This is a genomic window from Streptococcus sp. HMSC078D09, from assembly GCF_001813675.1.
In the GTDB taxonomy this organism is placed as follows: Bacteria; Bacillota; Bacilli; order Lactobacillales; family Streptococcaceae; genus Streptococcus.
This window is the reverse complement of sequence record NZ_KV813662.1, coordinates 246,303-261,634: the sequence shown is the minus strand read 5'-3', so window position 1 is coordinate 261,634 and position 15,332 is coordinate 246,303. Positions and strand designations below refer to the sequence as shown.

25 protein-coding genes are annotated in these 15,332 nt (G+C 37.5%); 6 read left to right on the top strand and 19 right to left on the bottom strand.

What is annotated here, in order from left to right:
• Positions 1-23: 23 nt before the first annotated feature.
• The 14 genes from HMPREF2926_RS04150 to dnaB are packed head-to-tail and all read right to left on the bottom strand — an operon-like array spanning position 24 to position 8,062.
• Entirely contained in the window at positions 24-416 is a 393-nt protein-coding gene (locus HMPREF2926_RS04150; RefSeq protein WP_070586584.1) for a YopX family protein, read from the bottom strand.
• Positions 400-576: a hypothetical protein gene (locus tag HMPREF2926_RS11170; protein ID WP_176745531.1), complete on the bottom strand. Its 177-nt coding sequence runs from the start codon at positions 574-576 to the stop codon at positions 400-402. Before HMPREF2926_RS11170 ends, HMPREF2926_RS04150 begins: the two co-directional genes overlap by 17 nt.
• On the bottom strand, positions 573-1,085 hold the full coding sequence (locus tag HMPREF2926_RS04145) for a DUF1642 domain-containing protein (protein WP_070586583.1): 513 nt from the start codon (positions 1,083-1,085) through the stop codon (positions 573-575). The genes HMPREF2926_RS11170 and HMPREF2926_RS04145 overlap by 4 nt, the downstream gene beginning before the upstream one ends.
• A gap of 2 nt (positions 1,086-1,087) precedes the next feature.
• Positions 1,088-1,411 (bottom strand): DUF1642 domain-containing protein, encoded by a 324-nt coding sequence (locus tag HMPREF2926_RS04140; protein WP_070586582.1) that lies wholly within the window; start codon positions 1,409-1,411, stop codon positions 1,088-1,090.
• Entirely contained in the window at positions 1,412-1,567 is a 156-nt protein-coding gene (locus HMPREF2926_RS11165; protein ID WP_176745530.1) for a hypothetical protein, read from the bottom strand.
• Between the two features lie 39 nt (positions 1,568-1,606).
• Entirely contained in the window at positions 1,607-3,283 is a 1,677-nt protein-coding gene (locus tag HMPREF2926_RS04135) for an SIALI-17 repeat-containing surface protein (RefSeq protein ID WP_070586581.1), read from the bottom strand.
• 19 nt (positions 3,284-3,302) lie between these two features.
• Entirely contained in the window at positions 3,303-3,713 is a 411-nt protein-coding gene (gene ssb / locus HMPREF2926_RS04130; RefSeq protein ID WP_070586580.1) for a single-stranded DNA-binding protein, read from the bottom strand.
• Between the two features lie 2 nt (positions 3,714-3,715).
• On the bottom strand, positions 3,716-4,000 hold the full coding sequence (locus HMPREF2926_RS04125) for a hypothetical protein (RefSeq protein WP_070586579.1): 285 nt from the start codon (positions 3,998-4,000) through the stop codon (positions 3,716-3,718).
• Positions 3,990-4,391: a hypothetical protein gene (locus HMPREF2926_RS04120; RefSeq protein WP_070586578.1), complete on the bottom strand. Its 402-nt coding sequence runs from the start codon at positions 4,389-4,391 to the stop codon at positions 3,990-3,992. Before HMPREF2926_RS04120 ends, HMPREF2926_RS04125 begins: the two co-directional genes overlap by 11 nt.
• 5 nt (positions 4,392-4,396) lie before the next feature.
• Positions 4,397-4,678: a DUF3310 domain-containing protein gene (locus HMPREF2926_RS04115; protein WP_070586577.1), complete on the bottom strand. Its 282-nt coding sequence runs from the start codon at positions 4,676-4,678 to the stop codon at positions 4,397-4,399.
• On the bottom strand, positions 4,675-5,169 hold the full coding sequence (locus tag HMPREF2926_RS04110; protein ID WP_070586576.1) for a MazG-like family protein: 495 nt from the start codon (positions 5,167-5,169) through the stop codon (positions 4,675-4,677). The genes HMPREF2926_RS04115 and HMPREF2926_RS04110 overlap by 4 nt, the downstream gene beginning before the upstream one ends.
• Positions 5,169-5,978: an ATP-binding protein gene (locus tag HMPREF2926_RS04105; RefSeq protein ID WP_070586575.1), complete on the bottom strand. Its 810-nt coding sequence runs from the start codon at positions 5,976-5,978 to the stop codon at positions 5,169-5,171. Before HMPREF2926_RS04105 ends, HMPREF2926_RS04110 begins: the two co-directional genes overlap by 1 nt.
• A complete protein-coding gene (locus HMPREF2926_RS11160) occupies positions 5,978-6,733 on the bottom strand; it encodes a conserved phage C-terminal domain-containing protein (protein WP_070586574.1) in 756 nt (251 codons plus the stop codon). The genes HMPREF2926_RS04105 and HMPREF2926_RS11160 overlap by 1 nt, the downstream gene beginning before the upstream one ends.
• A gap of 3 nt (positions 6,734-6,736) precedes the next feature.
• The gene (dnaB, locus tag HMPREF2926_RS04095) at positions 6,737-8,062 is read right to left on the bottom strand and encodes a replicative DNA helicase (RefSeq protein WP_070586573.1); all 1,326 of its coding nucleotides are present in this window, start codon (positions 8,060-8,062) and stop codon (positions 6,737-6,739) included.
• A 55-nt stretch (positions 8,063-8,117) separates the two neighbouring features.
• Between dnaB and HMPREF2926_RS04090 the strand changes: the two genes are divergently transcribed.
• Positions 8,118-8,909 carry a DUF4393 domain-containing protein gene (locus tag HMPREF2926_RS04090; RefSeq protein WP_070586572.1) on the top strand — a complete coding sequence of 264 codons (792 nt, stop codon included), beginning with the start codon at positions 8,118-8,120 and terminating at the stop codon, positions 8,907-8,909.
• A gap of 123 nt (positions 8,910-9,032) precedes the next feature.
• Here HMPREF2926_RS04090 and HMPREF2926_RS11155 read toward each other — a convergent pair whose 3' ends face one another.
• The 4 genes from HMPREF2926_RS11155 to HMPREF2926_RS04075 form a co-directional block, all read right to left on the bottom strand.
• Complete coding sequence (locus tag HMPREF2926_RS11155) at positions 9,033-9,209, bottom strand: hypothetical protein (protein ID WP_157915963.1); 177 nt, start codon at positions 9,207-9,209, stop codon at positions 9,033-9,035.
• Positions 9,210-9,300: 91 nt separating this feature from the next.
• The gene (locus tag HMPREF2926_RS04085) at positions 9,301-9,579 is read right to left on the bottom strand and encodes a hypothetical protein (RefSeq protein WP_070586571.1); all 279 of its coding nucleotides are present in this window, start codon (positions 9,577-9,579) and stop codon (positions 9,301-9,303) included.
• Between the two features lie 10 nt (positions 9,580-9,589).
• Positions 9,590-10,012 carry an ORF6C domain-containing protein gene (locus HMPREF2926_RS04080; protein ID WP_070586570.1) on the bottom strand — a complete coding sequence of 141 codons (423 nt, stop codon included), beginning with the start codon at positions 10,010-10,012 and terminating at the stop codon, positions 9,590-9,592.
• Positions 10,012-10,920 carry a DUF3102 domain-containing protein gene (locus HMPREF2926_RS04075; RefSeq protein ID WP_070586569.1) on the bottom strand — a complete coding sequence of 303 codons (909 nt, stop codon included), beginning with the start codon at positions 10,918-10,920 and terminating at the stop codon, positions 10,012-10,014. Before HMPREF2926_RS04075 ends, HMPREF2926_RS04080 begins: the two co-directional genes overlap by 1 nt.
• Before the next feature lie 59 nt (positions 10,921-10,979).
• Here HMPREF2926_RS04075 and HMPREF2926_RS04070 point away from each other — a divergent pair, with 59 nt between their 5' ends.
• Positions 10,980-11,663, top strand: coding sequence for a DUF4145 domain-containing protein (locus HMPREF2926_RS04070; RefSeq protein ID WP_070586568.1), 684 nt, complete (start codon positions 10,980-10,982; stop codon positions 11,661-11,663).
• 101 nt (positions 11,664-11,764) lie between these two features.
• On the opposite strand, the gene HMPREF2926_RS04065 is transcribed toward HMPREF2926_RS04070, so the two are convergent.
• The gene (locus HMPREF2926_RS04065) at positions 11,765-11,974 is read right to left on the bottom strand and encodes a helix-turn-helix domain-containing protein (RefSeq protein WP_031575328.1); all 210 of its coding nucleotides are present in this window, start codon (positions 11,972-11,974) and stop codon (positions 11,765-11,767) included.
• A gap of 300 nt (positions 11,975-12,274) precedes the next feature.
• Here HMPREF2926_RS04065 and HMPREF2926_RS04060 point away from each other — a divergent pair, with 300 nt between their 5' ends.
• The 4 genes from HMPREF2926_RS04060 to HMPREF2926_RS04045 all read left to right on the top strand — a co-directional run bounded on the left by HMPREF2926_RS04060 (position 12,275) and on the right by HMPREF2926_RS04045 (position 15,212).
• Complete coding sequence (locus tag HMPREF2926_RS04060; RefSeq protein ID WP_031575324.1) at positions 12,275-12,622, top strand: helix-turn-helix domain-containing protein; 348 nt, start codon at positions 12,275-12,277, stop codon at positions 12,620-12,622.
• Between the two features lie 10 nt (positions 12,623-12,632).
• Entirely contained in the window at positions 12,633-13,013 is a 381-nt protein-coding gene (locus tag HMPREF2926_RS04055) for an ImmA/IrrE family metallo-endopeptidase (protein WP_070586567.1), read from the top strand.
• Between the two features lie 99 nt (positions 13,014-13,112).
• On the top strand, positions 13,113-13,805 hold the full coding sequence (locus HMPREF2926_RS04050; protein ID WP_070586566.1) for a DUF3800 domain-containing protein: 693 nt from the start codon (positions 13,113-13,115) through the stop codon (positions 13,803-13,805).
• Positions 13,806-14,126: 321 nt separating this feature from the next.
• Positions 14,127-15,212 (top strand): tyrosine-type recombinase/integrase, encoded by a 1,086-nt coding sequence (locus tag HMPREF2926_RS04045; protein WP_070586590.1) that lies wholly within the window; start codon positions 14,127-14,129, stop codon positions 15,210-15,212.
• Positions 15,213-15,332 lie beyond the last annotated feature (120 nt).

Below are 15,332 nucleotides of genomic sequence, written 5' to 3'. Positions count from 1 at the left end.
TGTGTATGGGTATCTGTTTGGTCTCATTCTACCACCTCTAGCAATTCTGGATTTTCGTAAATGTTACCGATGATTTCAAAGTGATAATAAGAGAGATATAGCGGTTTCCATTCTGTGGTTCTATTTTTCAATTCATCTACAAACTCGTAGATAAAACTTGCATAAGACCCATGCCATTTAACAATGACCTTTCTGCCATTATAATCAAGAATATCTTTTTCAAAGATTTCCTTTCCGTTTTTATCAAATAGACCTGTTGATTGCATGAAAATGATTTTTTCTCTAGGCACACTGACATCTAAATAATTGCCTTTAAAAAGCACAACGGATACGCTACCATCAAGGTCAAATCTTATTTCTCCGACTCTACCCATTTCTTTCCATTCTTTGTACCAAGCTCTAAATTTTGGAATCATCTTGCACCTCCTTCTCAACTGTGATAGTAAAATCCCGACCATTTATATTTAAAGGCAAAACTACCCCTGTTTTTGAATCGTTTTTTAGCAAATCAAATACAATTTCTAAAACTTGCTTACCTAAAATCAATTGTGTCTCTAAAATTTTTTGCTCATTCATCCTTCTACCTCCTCAACTTCAAACAGCGGGCTATCAAATACTTCTCTAAAACCAGCTTCTTCTAGTTGTTTGAAGGTGAATTGAGTAGCTAATTCTCCCAAAGAAAAGAATAGTCTCTTGTCCAGATTGTTATAAAATAGCGGTTGTTTTGTTGCTCTCATCTTCACTGTATACCGCTTCTCTTTCTCGACTGTGTAGCCGAATTGGTGCATATTTACTAGAGTTTGAAAAGGTTCTGTGTGGTCATCTACCAACCATTCTTCAAATTCGCTCAAATCGCCTTCTTCGTAGTCACTAGGGATTAAATCGACAGCTCTGAATAGATTGGTTTCAAAATCATCTTTGTTAGCTTCATACCAATCCGCCACAAATTGCGGGACTTGGACTTTCTGCAGTTCGTCTAGTTCCCGTAAATCTTCTAAAAAAATTAGACGAGCGATTTCTGCTCCTGGATCCTTACATACACCTTCAAGCTTTTCGTATTTCTCAATTAACTCCTGCTTATTCATTTTCACACCTCTTCAACTTCCATACCTTCGCAATCGAACACCCAACCTAAACCTAATTCTTCAAGATCAGATTTTGTAAAATTAGATCTAAAACTTGGATCGAAATGTGGACCTAGTTCATCATTAGAAAGGTATTGTTTAGTAGATTTACACTTAACTGTATACTTTGGTTCTTTTTCAACTGTGTAATCATTTGCCCAAGCTCTGGCAAAGGTGTCTTGATTGCTTATGTCTTTTAACCAAGCGATAACCTCATCGCTATTTTTGGCATAAAGTCTGATCGTAGCTGTCTCCAATGCAGAACGTATGCTACGTCTATCTACCAATTAAGCCTTGAAAATCCAATCATCTATAAACTTAGGAACTGTTACTTTTTGTGATTCGTTTATTATTTTTAAATCACTGATAAGATTATGAATATTGACCTCGTTCGTAAAATTAGATATTCTTTCGCACCCTGCTATAAAATCACTTAAATTCATTTTCTTTCTCCTCATCAAGGTGGAATAATCCCCCTCACATTAGTTTTCTTTTTTCTTCAAAGTAAAGGCAAGCGTAGCCATTGAGATACCAAGTGCTACAAGTGACAATCCAAGATCTGATCCAGTAGCAGGCAATACCGCTGGGGCGCTGTATGCTTCAACTGGTTCGTCTTGCTTGGTTTCACCCTGGTTCACAACTTCCACTGTTTCCTTTTTAGTTTCAGTTTTAGGTGCAGGAGTGTTTGTTTTGTCTTGTTTTGGTTCTGGTTTTGGTTGAGGTTGATCTGCTTTTGGTTCTGGGGTTGGCTTCACTGGTTCGTCTGGAATTTCAAGCTCTGGCAATTCAAGCATAGGAGCTTCATTCGGTACCACTCCGCCAGACCATTCTGGTTTGTCGATCTGCGGTGCATCAAATGGCACCGTGCCACCGTGCCACTCTGGCTTTTCCAAAATCGGAGAGTCATTCGGTACAGTTCCAATAGGTTCTGTGTATTCCGGCTTTTCTCGCACTTCTGGAATGCCAGGGATTCCCCCTTCAAATTCAGGAATTTCAACTTTTGGAGATTCTTTCGGGATCTCGAATGTTGGCTCTGGCTTATTCTCACCGCTTGCATCGCCTTTACCACCGACTAGATGAGCCGAACTCTTTGAAGTAGCCCCTTCATTTTCTGCCTTTAACTCAACCTTATTGATTGGGTTAGTTGAATCTTTAACCGCATTTGTCAGCTTGGTCTTATACCAGATATAGACCATGCGATCCAAGCGGTCCATTGTGATTTCAAAGCCATGCTCTGATTTACTCATTGATTTAATGAGGTCCATTGCGCTTCCCTTATCAACCCACGGATCAACGCTGTCCACATAGTTCATGACGAAGTAGTTATCAACCAATTTCTGATTGTCGCTCATTTCGTCAATCAATTTAACGTAGTTCAATGTCTTACGTGCGTAATTCAAGCGAATCGTCCAGTTAATTGTCGTAGGGTCTTCCTTGTCTTGACTGCCCCATTTCGAGATTAATTCATCTTTACCGATCTCTTGCTCTTTGCCGATTGTAGCAGATACCACTGTACCGTTGAAATTGACTGTGACAGACTTGCCACTTTCAACCTTATCGGTCCATTTGGCATCTAATTTTAATGACATTTGCTTGTTTAGTGGATGGTTAGCAAAATAGTCATTAAAGACTGTAGTCACCGTTTGACTTGCTGGATCAGTCGAAGCCTTACCGACCACGTTGTTGTCTGGATTGGTTACATCAAATTCGTAAGCCGTTTGGAACGTGATTTCTTCTGGTAAGTTAAATGTGACTTTGTCACCTTGATTGATTTGCATATCGTCTGGAAAATGCACGTTTTTATACTCTACGGTAAAACCTTGGTACTTCCCTGTACCTTTGCTTTGGTCAATCACGACTTCTGGGTTCTCTACTCGGATAATGTCCCCATCTTTTGCAAAACTTGTTGCATTGCTTCCTCGGCTTGGATCTTCTTCGTCAACTGCTCGATCTCCTTCGATGTTTCCAGGATTTCCTTCGTGTTCTCCCTGCGCACTTGAAACAGTCGCTTCTGTTCCGCTTGTGCTGTTTCCAGTTTCCGCTGTAAGTCCGATGCTATCTTTTTCGAGATCGCCATTAAATTCATCTGCTTTTACCCCTCCTGCTGTTGCGATTGCTGCGATTGTTGCTACTGTTGTTAAAAAAATCTTTTTATTCATTGTTTTTCTCCTTTTGTTTTTAGAATGGCAAATCACTTTCATCAATGTCCATCGGATTTGCATAGTTAGGTGGCATCTGTTCAGTCATGCTATTCTGGTTTGCAGTGTTATCACGCTTTTCCAAAACTTGAAAACTATCTGCGACAACTTCAGTCACATATACACGTTGTCCTTGCTGGTTCTCATAATTTCTTGTTTGGATCCGTCCGACAATTCCCACAAGCATTCCTTTTCTTGTCCAATTGCAGAAGCGTTCTGCTTGTTCTCGCCACATCACGCAGTTGATGAAATCTGCATCATACTCATCATTTGCATTCTTGAAATTGCGATTGCATGCAATATTAAATTGTGCTGTTGCAATATTGCTAGGTGTGTAGCGTAGTTCTGCATCTCTGGTTAATCGACCAATAAGAGTCACATTGTTGATCATTATTATCCTCCTACATTATTCATTTCAGCAGCTTCCTTAACTGCTTCTGCCTTTTTACGTTCCTGCGCTTGGTACTCCCGATTTAATTTGTTTAGGATTACCTCTTGTGCAGTGTTTTGTTCCGCCAACCTTTGAATACTTAGTTCGTGTTCCTGGACAGTCCACTGCATATCTTTGATTTTGTTTTCTTGTTCAACCAATCTGGAGTTGAGATTGATAGTAATCACTAATGTAATTCCTGCTAGTAATACCAAGTTGATGATTAGCCAGTCGATTTTACGTTTCATCTTCGATTACCCTTTCTAATTTTAGATGTCCTGCATTTCGTCCTTGTTCATTTAAGTGGATGTAATATTTGAGTAATGCACTATCTTTTCCAGTGATTCTGCTCAATTCTTTTAAAGTCCCTGTACAGATATACTTATCACGATCATATAGCTTATAATCGGCAAGTATTTCCGGATCACCCATCAAAGTTTTTTCCTCAATGCCGAAATACTCGCACAATTCTTGGACATGGCTGGGATTGATGTCGTCTTTCGTGATCCACTCTTGTATCGTCTGTTCACCACGACATAGATTTCTAGAGAGTTCTTTGCGAGTGAAACCTTTTCCTAAAATCAATAATTGTAATTGCTGACGAAAGTGATCCATTTGATTTTTCGTATAATGTCTCATAACTTTCACTCCTGCTTAACAATCGCTGTCTTTTCAAGATCCTCACGCTTCAAATCTGCGATGAGCCAGTCTAAGTACTTCTTTGCCTTGTTTAGATCTTCCAATCCGTTTTTCTTTTGATAACGGCAAAGATACTTGATGACATTTCCCCAATAAAATCCCCGGACTTCTTTTTGTCCTCCAGCAAAATTACGAATAATGTCAATTGATTCAAGACCATATTCCCCACAGTAGTGATTAGGTTTATTTACTTTGTCAAAACCATTGTTTAAAATTTCTTCTGTCATTTTAGTCGTTCCTCCTTAATCCAAACACCATCCACTAATTTTCCTGTTCGATCTTTGATTTCTTCGTAAGCTATATTCAAGCACTCAACGAAGTCATGATGTAGCAATGCTGAAATTCGCATCAACTCATAAACAACATTTTTTAATTGGTATGATTGTCGGTTAAAATATGCTGCCAATGATTGGTCCATCATCAAGACAAAATAGTCTTCTGACTTTGCTGCATTGGAAAATACAAATGTATTATTTTCTGGGAAAATTTCCTCTGTCTTGATTCCTAATTGCAAAGTCAAACCAATTAATACTACAGTGATGTCTCCGATGCTATCTTTTGTAACTTCCTCATCATTCTCTGCTAGTCCTCGTGATAGTTCACCGATTTCCTCATACAATTTCAAAAATTGCTTGTTTGGATCTTGCGTTTGCAAATTTCGGTCATAAAACCAGCGCTGAACTTTTGCGATTAAATCTTTTAATTGTTTGTTTTCCATCAATATCTCCTGCTTTCTGTATCCTCTGGGAATTTAAAAATATGTTTGCTTGCGCCCTTGAAGATCCGGTCAGCAAGGGCCTTGTTGTAAATTGTTTTAATATCGTTGCTCGATAAGTTTGTATTAAAAAATGTTGTTTGGCGATTGTCCAAGATTTTAAACAGTACTCGTTGTCTCCACTCATTTGCTTCTTTGAGGTTTCCACTCATACTGCTTTCTTTCCCTAAATCGTCAAAGAAAAGAAAATCAACATTGCTCAGTAGATTCACAGCATAACTTTCTGTGAAGTCTCCTCGACCATTGAAGCTTTCTTCAATCTTTGAAAAGAGCGCAGAAGTCGAAACGAATAGCACACTCTTTGGTTGCTTGCATTCTTTGAATTTTTCATTTAATGCTTTGGCTATTCCAATAGATAGATGGCTCTTGCCAACTCCTGGAGGACCGCTCAGAATTACATTTCCTGTTTCAAATTTCAGGAAGTCTCGCAACATCCTTTTTGAAAAGTTCAAAGCTTGATTACACAACTTGTTCCCTGCATCGTAATTATCAAGGGTTTTGCCTTCTAATTCCTTGGAATAGATGCTCTCACGACCAAATACTTTGTATGTATTTGCTAGAACGGACTGGATAGTTGCTTCTTGCTTTAAATGTTCCTGTAATTCATTGATTCCTTCTTTTTCACATTCTGGACAAATGTAAAGTAATTGCTGGGATCCATTAATCATGACTTTTGCATTGATCATCTTGGATCCGTGCTTATTACATATTTTTGGTTCACTAGTTGAACCTACTTCATAATCCTGATGCATTAAAACCCTAACCTTTCGTCTTGTTGTTGAGTTGATGCACTCGAAGGCATCTTTTGGTTTAAGTATTTTTCAAACTTAGTAGCATTAAACAACGTGTCTGGAGTTAAATACTTGGACATCTTGGAGTCATTCTTCCATTCAAGGCTTTTTACATCAATGACATGCTTAAAGTCATCTATTGAGTAATTCTCACTTAAACGACCATTTATGAGTCTTTGAGTTGATTTGCTAGTAGGTTTAAAATGAGATCCTGTTTTGTCATTTAGATATTTGATAATTTCATCATAGACATCAGATTGAGCTTTTTGCTCCTTATCTATATCTATATCTATATCTATATCTCCGTTGCCTTTTGTTGCATCGGTGTTGCATTGCAACGCTTTTTGATTCTCTCGATGCTTGCGAGCCCTACGGGTGCTTGCTGTTTCGCTCCCTACCATTTCTGGAACTTGTTCGAGGTTAAACTGATAATTGTCTGATGTAGTCAATAATTTCTTTTTCGTTAAAAACATCAGTGTCAATCTGATTGCTTCTGGATCTTCGTCTATCAATAGAGATAGTTCTTCTGCTAGATCCTCTGCTAGTCCCTCGAAATATAGTTTCCCTTGCTCTGCTAGACTTGCCAGCATCATTTTTAGGTAGATGATTGTGATTTCTTCTCCCCCAGGAAGCTTTCTCATGAGCTTCATTTCTTTGGAATTAAAGAAGTCATCTTTTAGCTGTAACCAGTAATATCTACGATTCTCAGTTACCATTCATCAGGCCTCCTTATTTGAAAATTTCGCATATTCCTTGTGAAAGAATAGTTTGACTGTTCCTAAACTGCCGTGTCTATTTTTTTCAAGGATCAATTCTGTAACATTATCAGGTTCCTCCTGCTCCTCACGATTGTAGTAAGCTTCTCGATAGAGAAATGCTACTATATCGGCATCTTGTTCAATAGATCCTGACTCTCTTAAATCCGAGAGCACGGGCCTTTTGTCGTTTCGCTGTTCAACTCCACGAGATAGCTGACTCAATGCAATTACTGGAACTTTCAATTCCTTTGCTAATATCTTCAACTGTCTAGATATCTCAGACACTTCCTGTTGCCGATTTTCTCGACCTCTACCAGTAATTAGTTGAAGATAGTCAATTACAATCAATCCAAGGCCACCAGTTTCTTGAGACAATCGTTTGGCTCTTGATCGAATCTCAGCGATCTGAATTCCTGCTGTGTCATCAATATAGATTTTTCCTTTCGCAAGTTGCTCCTGTGCCAGGATCATCCTGCGCCATTCGCTTTCTGAAAGATTACCTGTCCTTACATGGTATGACGGGATCAGTCCTTCAGATGACAGCATACGCTCTACAAGACTCTCTGCCCCCATTTCAAGAGAGAAAATTGCCACTGGTTTCCCAGCTCTTATTGCCACATTTTGGGCGATATTAAGAGCAAAAGCTGTTTTCCCCATCGCTGGCCGTGCTGCAAGAATAATCAGGTTGTCAGTGTGTAGACCAGTCGTGATATTGTCAAAATCTGTAAAACCTGTTGGTGTTCCTGTTACATCACCAACACGTTGTGAGCGCTCGTCAATAATTGACTGCGTGGAATCAATGACGTCAATAATTGGACGGAATCCAGTCTGCTTGTCATTTGCTATGTTTGACAAAGCTTGTTCAGTCTGGACAAGTATGTCATTTAGGTCTGATTGGCCATCATATACATTGGCTATCGTTTGATTGAGATCTTCAATAACCTTTCGTGCTCTCGCTTTTTCGGCTACAACCTTGGCATAATGCTCAATGTGAGCACTGGTTGGTACGGCATTAATAAGACTAGCGAGAAATGCCATCCCACCGATTCGATCAAATTCGCCTATTGAGTCAAGTGCTGATTTAACTGACACGGGGTCGATTGGTTCACCCTTGTCCGATAAATCTTCCATGATTCCAAAGACAATGCCATGTGATAGTTTGTAAAAACTTTCTTTTGTGAGGTATTCAGAAGCAATGAGGATCTTATCTGGATCGACAAAAATTGATCCGATTACAGCTTGTTCAGCAAGAATATCGTGAGGCAGGATATTTGTTTTCTCTGCCATTGATTAATCCTTTCTATATTTGATATAATAAAAATAAAAATGATTGGAGTTTAATATGACTTCTCAAAATAACAACAATATGGAATTTAATCACTTCCCAATTTCATCAGATACTGGTGATGCTTTAATGCAACCTGTCGCATCATCAATTGGAAATGCTTTAGGAACTGTGTTGGATGGCATCTTCCATATTGTTTTAGATCCAGTGCGCAAATTCAACATTCAAAAAGAACATGATCTAAAAATCTTTCAAAAAGAAATTCAAGATGAGGTTAATAAAATTCCAGATGAATACAGAGATGATTCTAAAATAGGTTTCGTTTTAAAATCTATTGAAGACTCGAGATACCAATTAAATGAGGTCGAAATTAGAATTATGTTTGAAAAATTAATTGCCGCTTCTTTTGATAGTCGTAAGAATAGCAATATTACTCCAATTTTTAGTTCCATTCTCTCTAATATGACACCTAAAGAAGCTAAATTGTTGGAAATGATTTATAAAAATCCATATAGTCACGTTACAATTTGCAAACCAAAAATTGTTAACAATGATACATTTGCTAGTAGAACTGTGGGAAGAACTCATTTATTATTTAAATCAGAATGGTCTTCAAGTTATGATTTGGAATTAACTATTTTAAGCTCTCATAATTTGATAAATGTTCATGAAGGTGAATATCTTACACATGAAATTTTTTCTGTTGACTACGAAGAATACAAAAAATATCTAGATGATCTTAATCCACATTATGAATTAACAGCAAATGAAGAACTAAGTATTGAGAAGTCTTACGTATCATTGACAGAACTTGGCCAACTATTTTGTGATATTGTTTTTGAGAATTAATATCTTTTTGTCAATTCTATCTTCCATTTTCTTTAACTCGTTTGCTAAATGTTTTGAATACAACGCTAAAACAACTAATGTTAAAAAAAAGCTGATAATAATTGTTAATAACATTTAAACTCCTTATCTACGATATCCGAAACGCATTGCTTCTCGTGCTTCTTGGATACGTTGCTGTTCAGCAATCATCTTTTTCAATTCTCGTTTTGATTCTTTGCATCGCTCGCTAATTGAGCTGATGATGATCATTTGAAATAGGACCACGATGATTAATACTCCGACTAAGATTTCTGCTAACATTTTTATTCCTCCAATATTCTTTTATAAAAATAATTCCTGTGTTATAATTAAGTTATAGTTCTTTCAAAGCGCCTTTTTCAAAGGGTGCTTTTTATTTTTGTAGTGTTCGACAGAATCGCTGAACATCTTCCAAATTGTAGAGATACTTCCCGCCCTTTCCGGACTGTTGAAATTGAAATTTCCCTTGGTCTCTCCACTCTTCTAGTTTAGTTCTACCCCATCCGGTTGCTTCCTGTAGCTGTTTGATCGGCACCCATGTAATATGTCTGCTTGATCTGCGCTTAGCTTCTTCCATAGCTTTGAAGTTGAGTGAAACCAGCTCTTCAAAGAGTTTATCTTTAAATTCAGTTCCAAATAATTCTAGAACCATGTAAGCCTCCTTACCCGACTAAACTCATCTGTCCGTTGCGGGCTTTGATTTCTAGCTTGGTATTTGCTGATGGCTCCCAACTATCCCAATAGTCGAAAGCTTTTTCCTCGTCCTTGCGCTTCAGCAAATCATAGCGAGGGATCCGGAAGTAGTCCTTGAAGTCTTTAGCGGCCTGAGAAAATACAGATTGTGCAAAATGTCGGTCACGGTAGGCCTGGCTATCTTTGCCACCGAGTAAGGCTACGACTTTCTTCTTACGCAATTTTTCCAATGCCAAACAGACCGAAGGGTTGACTGGTTGCTCATTCTTAAGATAATCGACATCGGCTGATAAGATGGACTGCCCTTCTTTCAGCTTTTTCAATTCCTGGAGTGCATGGATCATTGCATCTTCTACCACTAATTCGGTAGGTTGTGTTGTCACTTCATTCATTATTCAAATTCTCCTTCCAAAATATTACTTTCTTTGCGAATGTCGTTCAGATCGTTAAAGAAACGAAGTCCTCGATTGATAAAACTATCAAATTCATTTCGGATGATCCCGTCTGCTTTTAAGACTTTCTCCTCGTCTGCATAAATCAGACCTCCCATGCTTGCCAAAAAATCGTTTCCTTTTTGCAATAGGCTTGTGATATTCTTGTAGGCTGAGATTTGCTTCTGTACGCTTTTGAGTTGCCCTTGCGATTCTTCAATCGCTAGTGTCAATTCATCATACTGTGCAGATTTCTTATCGACCTCTTCACGCTGGGCCAGTGTGTCAGCAAGTTGCTTTTCGATAAATTCGGAGCGTTCTTCCATGGCTTTCACGGTATTAGAGAGTTCCTTATTCTTTTCCAGCAATTGCCTGTTAAGGTCCTGTGTGGCCTTGTAATCGTCTGGGACGACTTCCTTGATGGTTTCCTTGACTTCAGTCTTGGAAGACTTGATTTTCTCATTCTCGTCCCTTAGAAATTTGTTTGCTTGTTGGCTGAGTTGAAGTTTTTTCTTAACTTCCTGAAGCTCACGTACTGTTGGGGTGTCACCATCTTCGATGCGCTGGATCTGCTCCTCTTTCTCTTCGTCTGGAAGAGTTGCGATGAGGTAAAGTGCGGTGCTACCTAAATTACTCAACGTTGAGTAATTTGGAAGTTCTTTTGCAATCTTCATCATTCTGTTCGCCTCTGACCAATTAAGATTGATCTTATTCAACCATTCCATAAATTTCCCATGGGCCAGATCATCCTCTTTTACATGATTCAATCGCCTACCAATTTCCCAAATCGATTGACCAGCAATTTGTTTGTGGTGGCTGATTTCCAGTTCTATCTGAGATAGATTATTTGATAAAGTAATTTCGTTCACACGCTTTTTCCTTTCTAAATTTGATATAATAAGGATAATAAATCGATTGGAGATAAAATATGAAAACGGCTAGCGTTTCGTTCCATGGTGCAGGTCACCAGACGGTAAAATTTGAATACCCTGAATATTGTCCACATTGTGGAAAAAATATCTCGCCTGAAATAATATACGTTTCAGATAGCGAGGACAGTTTCTCTAGTGGAGATGCTCGCTTTGTTGTTACTTTTCGTTGCTCACGCTCAGCTTGTAAAAAATACTTTGCTGTCGAGTATATTTTCACATCTATATCTAAACTTTGTTCAATTGCTAAATACAGCTACCGTCCACCTATCAAAGTAAAACTCCCTGAAAATATAGAAAAAGTTTCTCCTGTTTTTGTCGAAATCTATTCCCAAGCAACCGTCGCTGAATCTGAGGCATTGAATCAAATAGCAGGCGTCGGATATCGCAAAGCCGCTGAGTTCCTAATAAAGGACTACGCAATTTCCAAAAATCCATCCGACGAAGAACACATCAAATCAATTATGCTAGGGAAAGTAATTGCTGACTACTTAAATGATTTTCCAAAAATTCAAGCTTTAGCAAAATCCGTCGCTTGGATTGGAAATGATGAAACTCATTATGTTCGTAGACATGATGGTAAAGATATCCAAGATTTAAAGAAGTTTATTCTTTCAGCAGCTCAATTTATCGCAGCTGATTACGATGCGGATGAAGCCTTGGCTTTCACTTCTTCTGATTGAGAAAACCTAGCATCTAATTCATCCAATTTTTCTGCAATATACGTCACGGTCCTCAGTATTTCATTGAGGGCTGTTCTTTCTAGTTCGTTCATTCTTTTCTCCTACTCCTCAAATTTCTCCCATGACTCATTGATTCGCAATTTTTTGTTAATACGAAGCTTCAAGTCATCACTACCTTTTCCATCTTTGAAAAGTTGTGTGATAGCTGATGGACTAACACCCACAACAATGGCCAAGTCCGTCTGTGACCATCCACGTTTTTCAATTCGATCTTTTACAAGCTCGATCCACTTGCGATGTTGTTGGCTCATGTTTTTCCTCCTTTATTTTTTAGTAGAGTTAAAGAGTTAGTAAATTATTTTAAAAATGCTTGACAATTTTAATGTATAGTATTAAAATGAAAGCATAATTAAAAACCTTGATAAAACGTTATATCTATCAATTATCTTGCTCGCCAAAGCTATTTTATTTTTAGGTAAGTTTTAACTCTGTTTTTTACCAACTCATTAACTTACAAAAACTATTTTAATACTCTGCATTAATTTTGTCAAGCGTTTTAATGTGAAATATTAAATATTTTTTGTCATAATCTCAGAAAGGTTGAAAAATCAATGTTTCAGACATTTGACAGAATTAAAGAACTTGCCCAAAAGCAAGGACTTTCAATAAATTTATTGGAAGAAAAACTAGGTTATAGTAGGAATACTATTTATAATCTAAAAAATTCCAAACCGTCTACTGAACGAATTTCAGAAATCGCAGATTACTTCAACGTGTCCACCGACTACCTCTTGGGACGCACAGATAATCCAAATATAGCGACAAACGGTGATGCTTCTGCACCGCTTGACCTTCGAGACATTGCTGCGCAATCTATGTTGTTCGATGGTAAACCACTTACTGAAGAAGATATTGATTTTATTACAGCGGTCTTGGAGGCACACTTAAAAAATAAATAGAGGTGCATTTATGACTGTAAAAGAGCTTTGCGCCCAAGAGGGTGTAAACCTATGCTACTTTGACGGAAGTGATTGGCATAGTCCTGGTTTCTTTAATCCTACTTTGAACATTTTAGCGTTAGATATTAATTTATCAGTTGAAGATCAAAAGCAAGTTGCTTTGCACGAATTGGGTCACAAAGAGCATACTCCTGCTCAATATGAGCTAAACAGGGAATACTGCGAATTGCAGGCTGACAGGAGTATGATTCATCATTTGCTTGAAGAAGAATTAAAGCTAATGGATGATATTAGGGATTTTAATTATCTTCATTTTATGGAAAAATACAGTCTGAGGACCATCGCAAATGAAATGATGGTTAAAGACGAGTTTAATTCACTAATTAGTTAAAGTTGTATACATTAGAAAAATGATGATCTTTTTTTCTAATATAACTATCCAAGAACTCATATTGAAGAAAGTAAAAAAGTGAGAAAGGAGGAATAACTGTTGAAACAGAAGATACATTTGTTTATTGATGATTCAGGTAGATTAGAAAATAACTCAAATTATTTTATATATGCTGGCCATTGTTTTATAGGAGATGATGCTAAAAATAAAGCCAAAGGACGTTATAAAAAACTTGTCTCGAAAATTAAAGAAGTAAAAGAGTTTGATTTTGAATTGAAAGCCTCAAATCTTACAGATTTTAATGATAGATATTCATTATTCAAAATTTTAAAATTTGAACTCAGCTTTTCGGTGGCAATCAAAATTTCGAACTTAAAAAGTTATATTTTAGCAGATAAAAAATCGAGACAACGCTTTAAAGATTACGCACTACGACGTATTGTTAAGAAACTTTTCCAATCTCTTATAGATCAAGGTTTGGTTGATCCTGAACAGGAAATCGAACTCCACGTCAATATTGATCAACAAGGATTTGCCACGAACGGATTATACGGACTTGGGGATGGCATTTTTGAGGAACTACACGAAGGTATCCACAATTTTAATTATGGAACTTTTTACCCACCCATACTTACAGGAGATTTTAATGTTCTAACTAGGTCATGTGTGTCAGAGAATGATTACCTAATTCAAGCAGCCGACATTCTAGCGAATAGAATTTGGAATTCATATGTTCAAAACAACGTTTCATTACGAACTATACCTAAACATATACATCTATGGCTACCTTAATTTTTTAAAAAACGTCAACTAATTAGTTGACATAAGACCTTGCAGTGTTGTAAAATATGTATACAGGTTGAGAAAACACTGTCAAATCAAACAGTTAAGAGATTGATTAATTAAGCGTATGTGAAGTACGTCTCCCTGTTTGGAAAAGGTCTTGTTCAAAGAACAAGATCTTTTTTTATTTCAAAATTTTATCAACCAAAAATCCCCACACTCGCCCCGACCAAAGTTTGAGTGTGAGGATTTCGTTAAAGTAGATAAAAATTGACTGATAGAAGGTCTCTTTTTATGTACTCATTTTACCAAGAAATGGGGTATAAATCAATGGAAATCAAGTCTTATAAAAAGAAAAATGGAGAAACAGCTTACAGATTCCGGATTTACGTAGGTAAGGAGAACGGAAAAGATAAGTATGTCAAGCGTCAGGGCTTCCAGACAAAAGCCAAGGCAAGAGCAGCACTTCTCCAACTTAAAATTGATCTTGAAAACAGCGAGGAAATCACTGTCGAGAAAATCACTGTCGAGGAAGTCGCTGAAAAATGGCTCAAGGAATATGCTGACACAGTACAGGATAGCACCTACATCAAGACCGAACGGAATATAAAAAATCATATTTATCCGACTTTGGGAGATAAAAAAATCTCTTCTCTCACTCCTCTTCAGGTTCAGGAACAAGTCAATGACTGGTCCAAGAAGTTGGTCTATGGACGTAAGATGAAAGGCTTGATGAATAACATATGTAAATACGCTATCAGACACGGATACATCTCGACCAATCCGGTTGAGAGCGTGACAACGCTTGTCAGAAAACAGGTAGATACAGATAGCGATTTTTACGACAAGAATGAGCTAAAATCTTTCCTTGAATTAGTAGATCAAACTGATGAATTGAGAAAGAAAGTCCTCTTTCGTCTTCTAGCCTTCACAGGAGCCAGAAAAGGGGAGGTTTTAGCCCTCAAATGGGAAGATTGGACCAATAACACTCTGAACATAAATAAAGCCATCACAAGAGGATTTGACGGGGAATCTGTTGGCCCTACAAAAAACAAAAGTAGCAACCGATTGATCAGTTTGGACGAAAAGACAAGTGAACTACTCACAGAGTGGAGAGAAATGAATCCTACTACTACTTTTATCTTTGAGAATGAATTAGGAAAACCAATACCAGGAACACTACCACGAAAATGGCTACAACAAATTGTCAAAGATTCGGATGTGCGTCCGATTAGGATCCACGGTTTCCGACACACACATGCCAGCCTATGCTTTGAAGCTGGAATGACACTCAAACAAGTCCAGTATAGACTTGGACACTCAGATTTAAAAACAACCATGAACATCTATACTCACATCACCAGAGAGGCCAAGGACGATATTGGTGAGAAATTTGCAAACTATATTGATTTTTAGACAAATAACATAAAGACAGACCCTTTGGATAAAAAAGGGTCTGTTTTTGGGTCTGCCAGTTCCAAAAAGGTTCAAAAAGGAATAGAAAGTATAAAACAAAAAACGTTGTTTTTACAACGT

What these genes read in the sequence shown, in the direction of transcription:
- HMPREF2926_RS04150 (WP_070586584.1), bottom strand. Translation starts at nt 416, where the DNA reads ATGATTCCAAAATTTAGAGCTTGGTACAAAGAATGGAAAGAAATGGGT.
- HMPREF2926_RS11170 (WP_176745531.1), bottom strand. Translation starts at nt 576, where the DNA reads ATGAATGAGCAAAAAATTTTAGAGACACAATTGATTTTAGGTAAGCAA.
- HMPREF2926_RS04145 (WP_070586583.1), bottom strand. Translation starts at nt 1,085, where the DNA reads ATGAATAAGCAGGAGTTAATTGAGAAATACGAAAAGCTTGAAGGTGTA.
- HMPREF2926_RS11165 (WP_176745530.1), bottom strand. Translation starts at nt 1,567, where the DNA reads ATGAATTTAAGTGATTTTATAGCAGGGTGCGAAAGAATATCTAATTTT.
- HMPREF2926_RS04135 (WP_070586581.1), bottom strand. Translation starts at nt 3,283, where the DNA reads ATGAATAAAAAGATTTTTTTAACAACAGTAGCAACAATCGCAGCAATC.
- ssb (WP_070586580.1), bottom strand. Translation starts at nt 3,713, where the DNA reads ATGATCAACAATGTGACTCTTATTGGTCGATTAACCAGAGATGCAGAA.
- HMPREF2926_RS04125 (WP_070586579.1), bottom strand. Translation starts at nt 4,000, where the DNA reads ATGAAACGTAAAATCGACTGGCTAATCATCAACTTGGTATTACTAGCA.
- HMPREF2926_RS04120 (WP_070586578.1), bottom strand. Translation starts at nt 4,391, where the DNA reads ATGAGACATTATACGAAAAATCAAATGGATCACTTTCGTCAGCAATTA.
- HMPREF2926_RS04115 (WP_070586577.1), bottom strand. Translation starts at nt 4,678, where the DNA reads ATGACAGAAGAAATTTTAAACAATGGTTTTGACAAAGTAAATAAACCT.
- HMPREF2926_RS04110 (WP_070586576.1), bottom strand. Translation starts at nt 5,169, where the DNA reads ATGGAAAACAAACAATTAAAAGATTTAATCGCAAAAGTTCAGCGCTGG.
- HMPREF2926_RS04105 (WP_070586575.1), bottom strand. Translation starts at nt 5,978, where the DNA reads ATGCATCAGGATTATGAAGTAGGTTCAACTAGTGAACCAAAAATATGT.
- HMPREF2926_RS11160 (WP_070586574.1), bottom strand. Translation starts at nt 6,733, where the DNA reads ATGGTAACTGAGAATCGTAGATATTACTGGTTACAGCTAAAAGATGAC.
- dnaB (WP_070586573.1), bottom strand. Translation starts at nt 8,062, where the DNA reads ATGGCAGAGAAAACAAATATCCTGCCTCACGATATTCTTGCTGAACAA.
- HMPREF2926_RS04090 (WP_070586572.1), top strand. Translation starts at nt 8,118, where the DNA reads ATGACTTCTCAAAATAACAACAATATGGAATTTAATCACTTCCCAATT.
- HMPREF2926_RS11155 (WP_157915963.1), bottom strand. Translation starts at nt 9,209, where the DNA reads ATGTTAGCAGAAATCTTAGTCGGAGTATTAATCATCGTGGTCCTATTT.
- HMPREF2926_RS04085 (WP_070586571.1), bottom strand. Translation starts at nt 9,579, where the DNA reads ATGGTTCTAGAATTATTTGGAACTGAATTTAAAGATAAACTCTTTGAA.
- HMPREF2926_RS04080 (WP_070586570.1), bottom strand. Translation starts at nt 10,012, where the DNA reads ATGAATGAAGTGACAACACAACCTACCGAATTAGTGGTAGAAGATGCA.
- HMPREF2926_RS04070 (WP_070586568.1), top strand. Translation starts at nt 10,980, where the DNA reads ATGAAAACGGCTAGCGTTTCGTTCCATGGTGCAGGTCACCAGACGGTA.
- HMPREF2926_RS04065 (WP_031575328.1), bottom strand. Translation starts at nt 11,974, where the DNA reads ATGAGCCAACAACATCGCAAGTGGATCGAGCTTGTAAAAGATCGAATT.
- HMPREF2926_RS04060 (WP_031575324.1), top strand. Translation starts at nt 12,275, where the DNA reads ATGTTTCAGACATTTGACAGAATTAAAGAACTTGCCCAAAAGCAAGGA.
- HMPREF2926_RS04055 (WP_070586567.1), top strand. Translation starts at nt 12,633, where the DNA reads ATGACTGTAAAAGAGCTTTGCGCCCAAGAGGGTGTAAACCTATGCTAC.
- HMPREF2926_RS04045 (WP_070586590.1), top strand. Translation starts at nt 14,127, where the DNA reads ATGGAAATCAAGTCTTATAAAAAGAAAAATGGAGAAACAGCTTACAGA.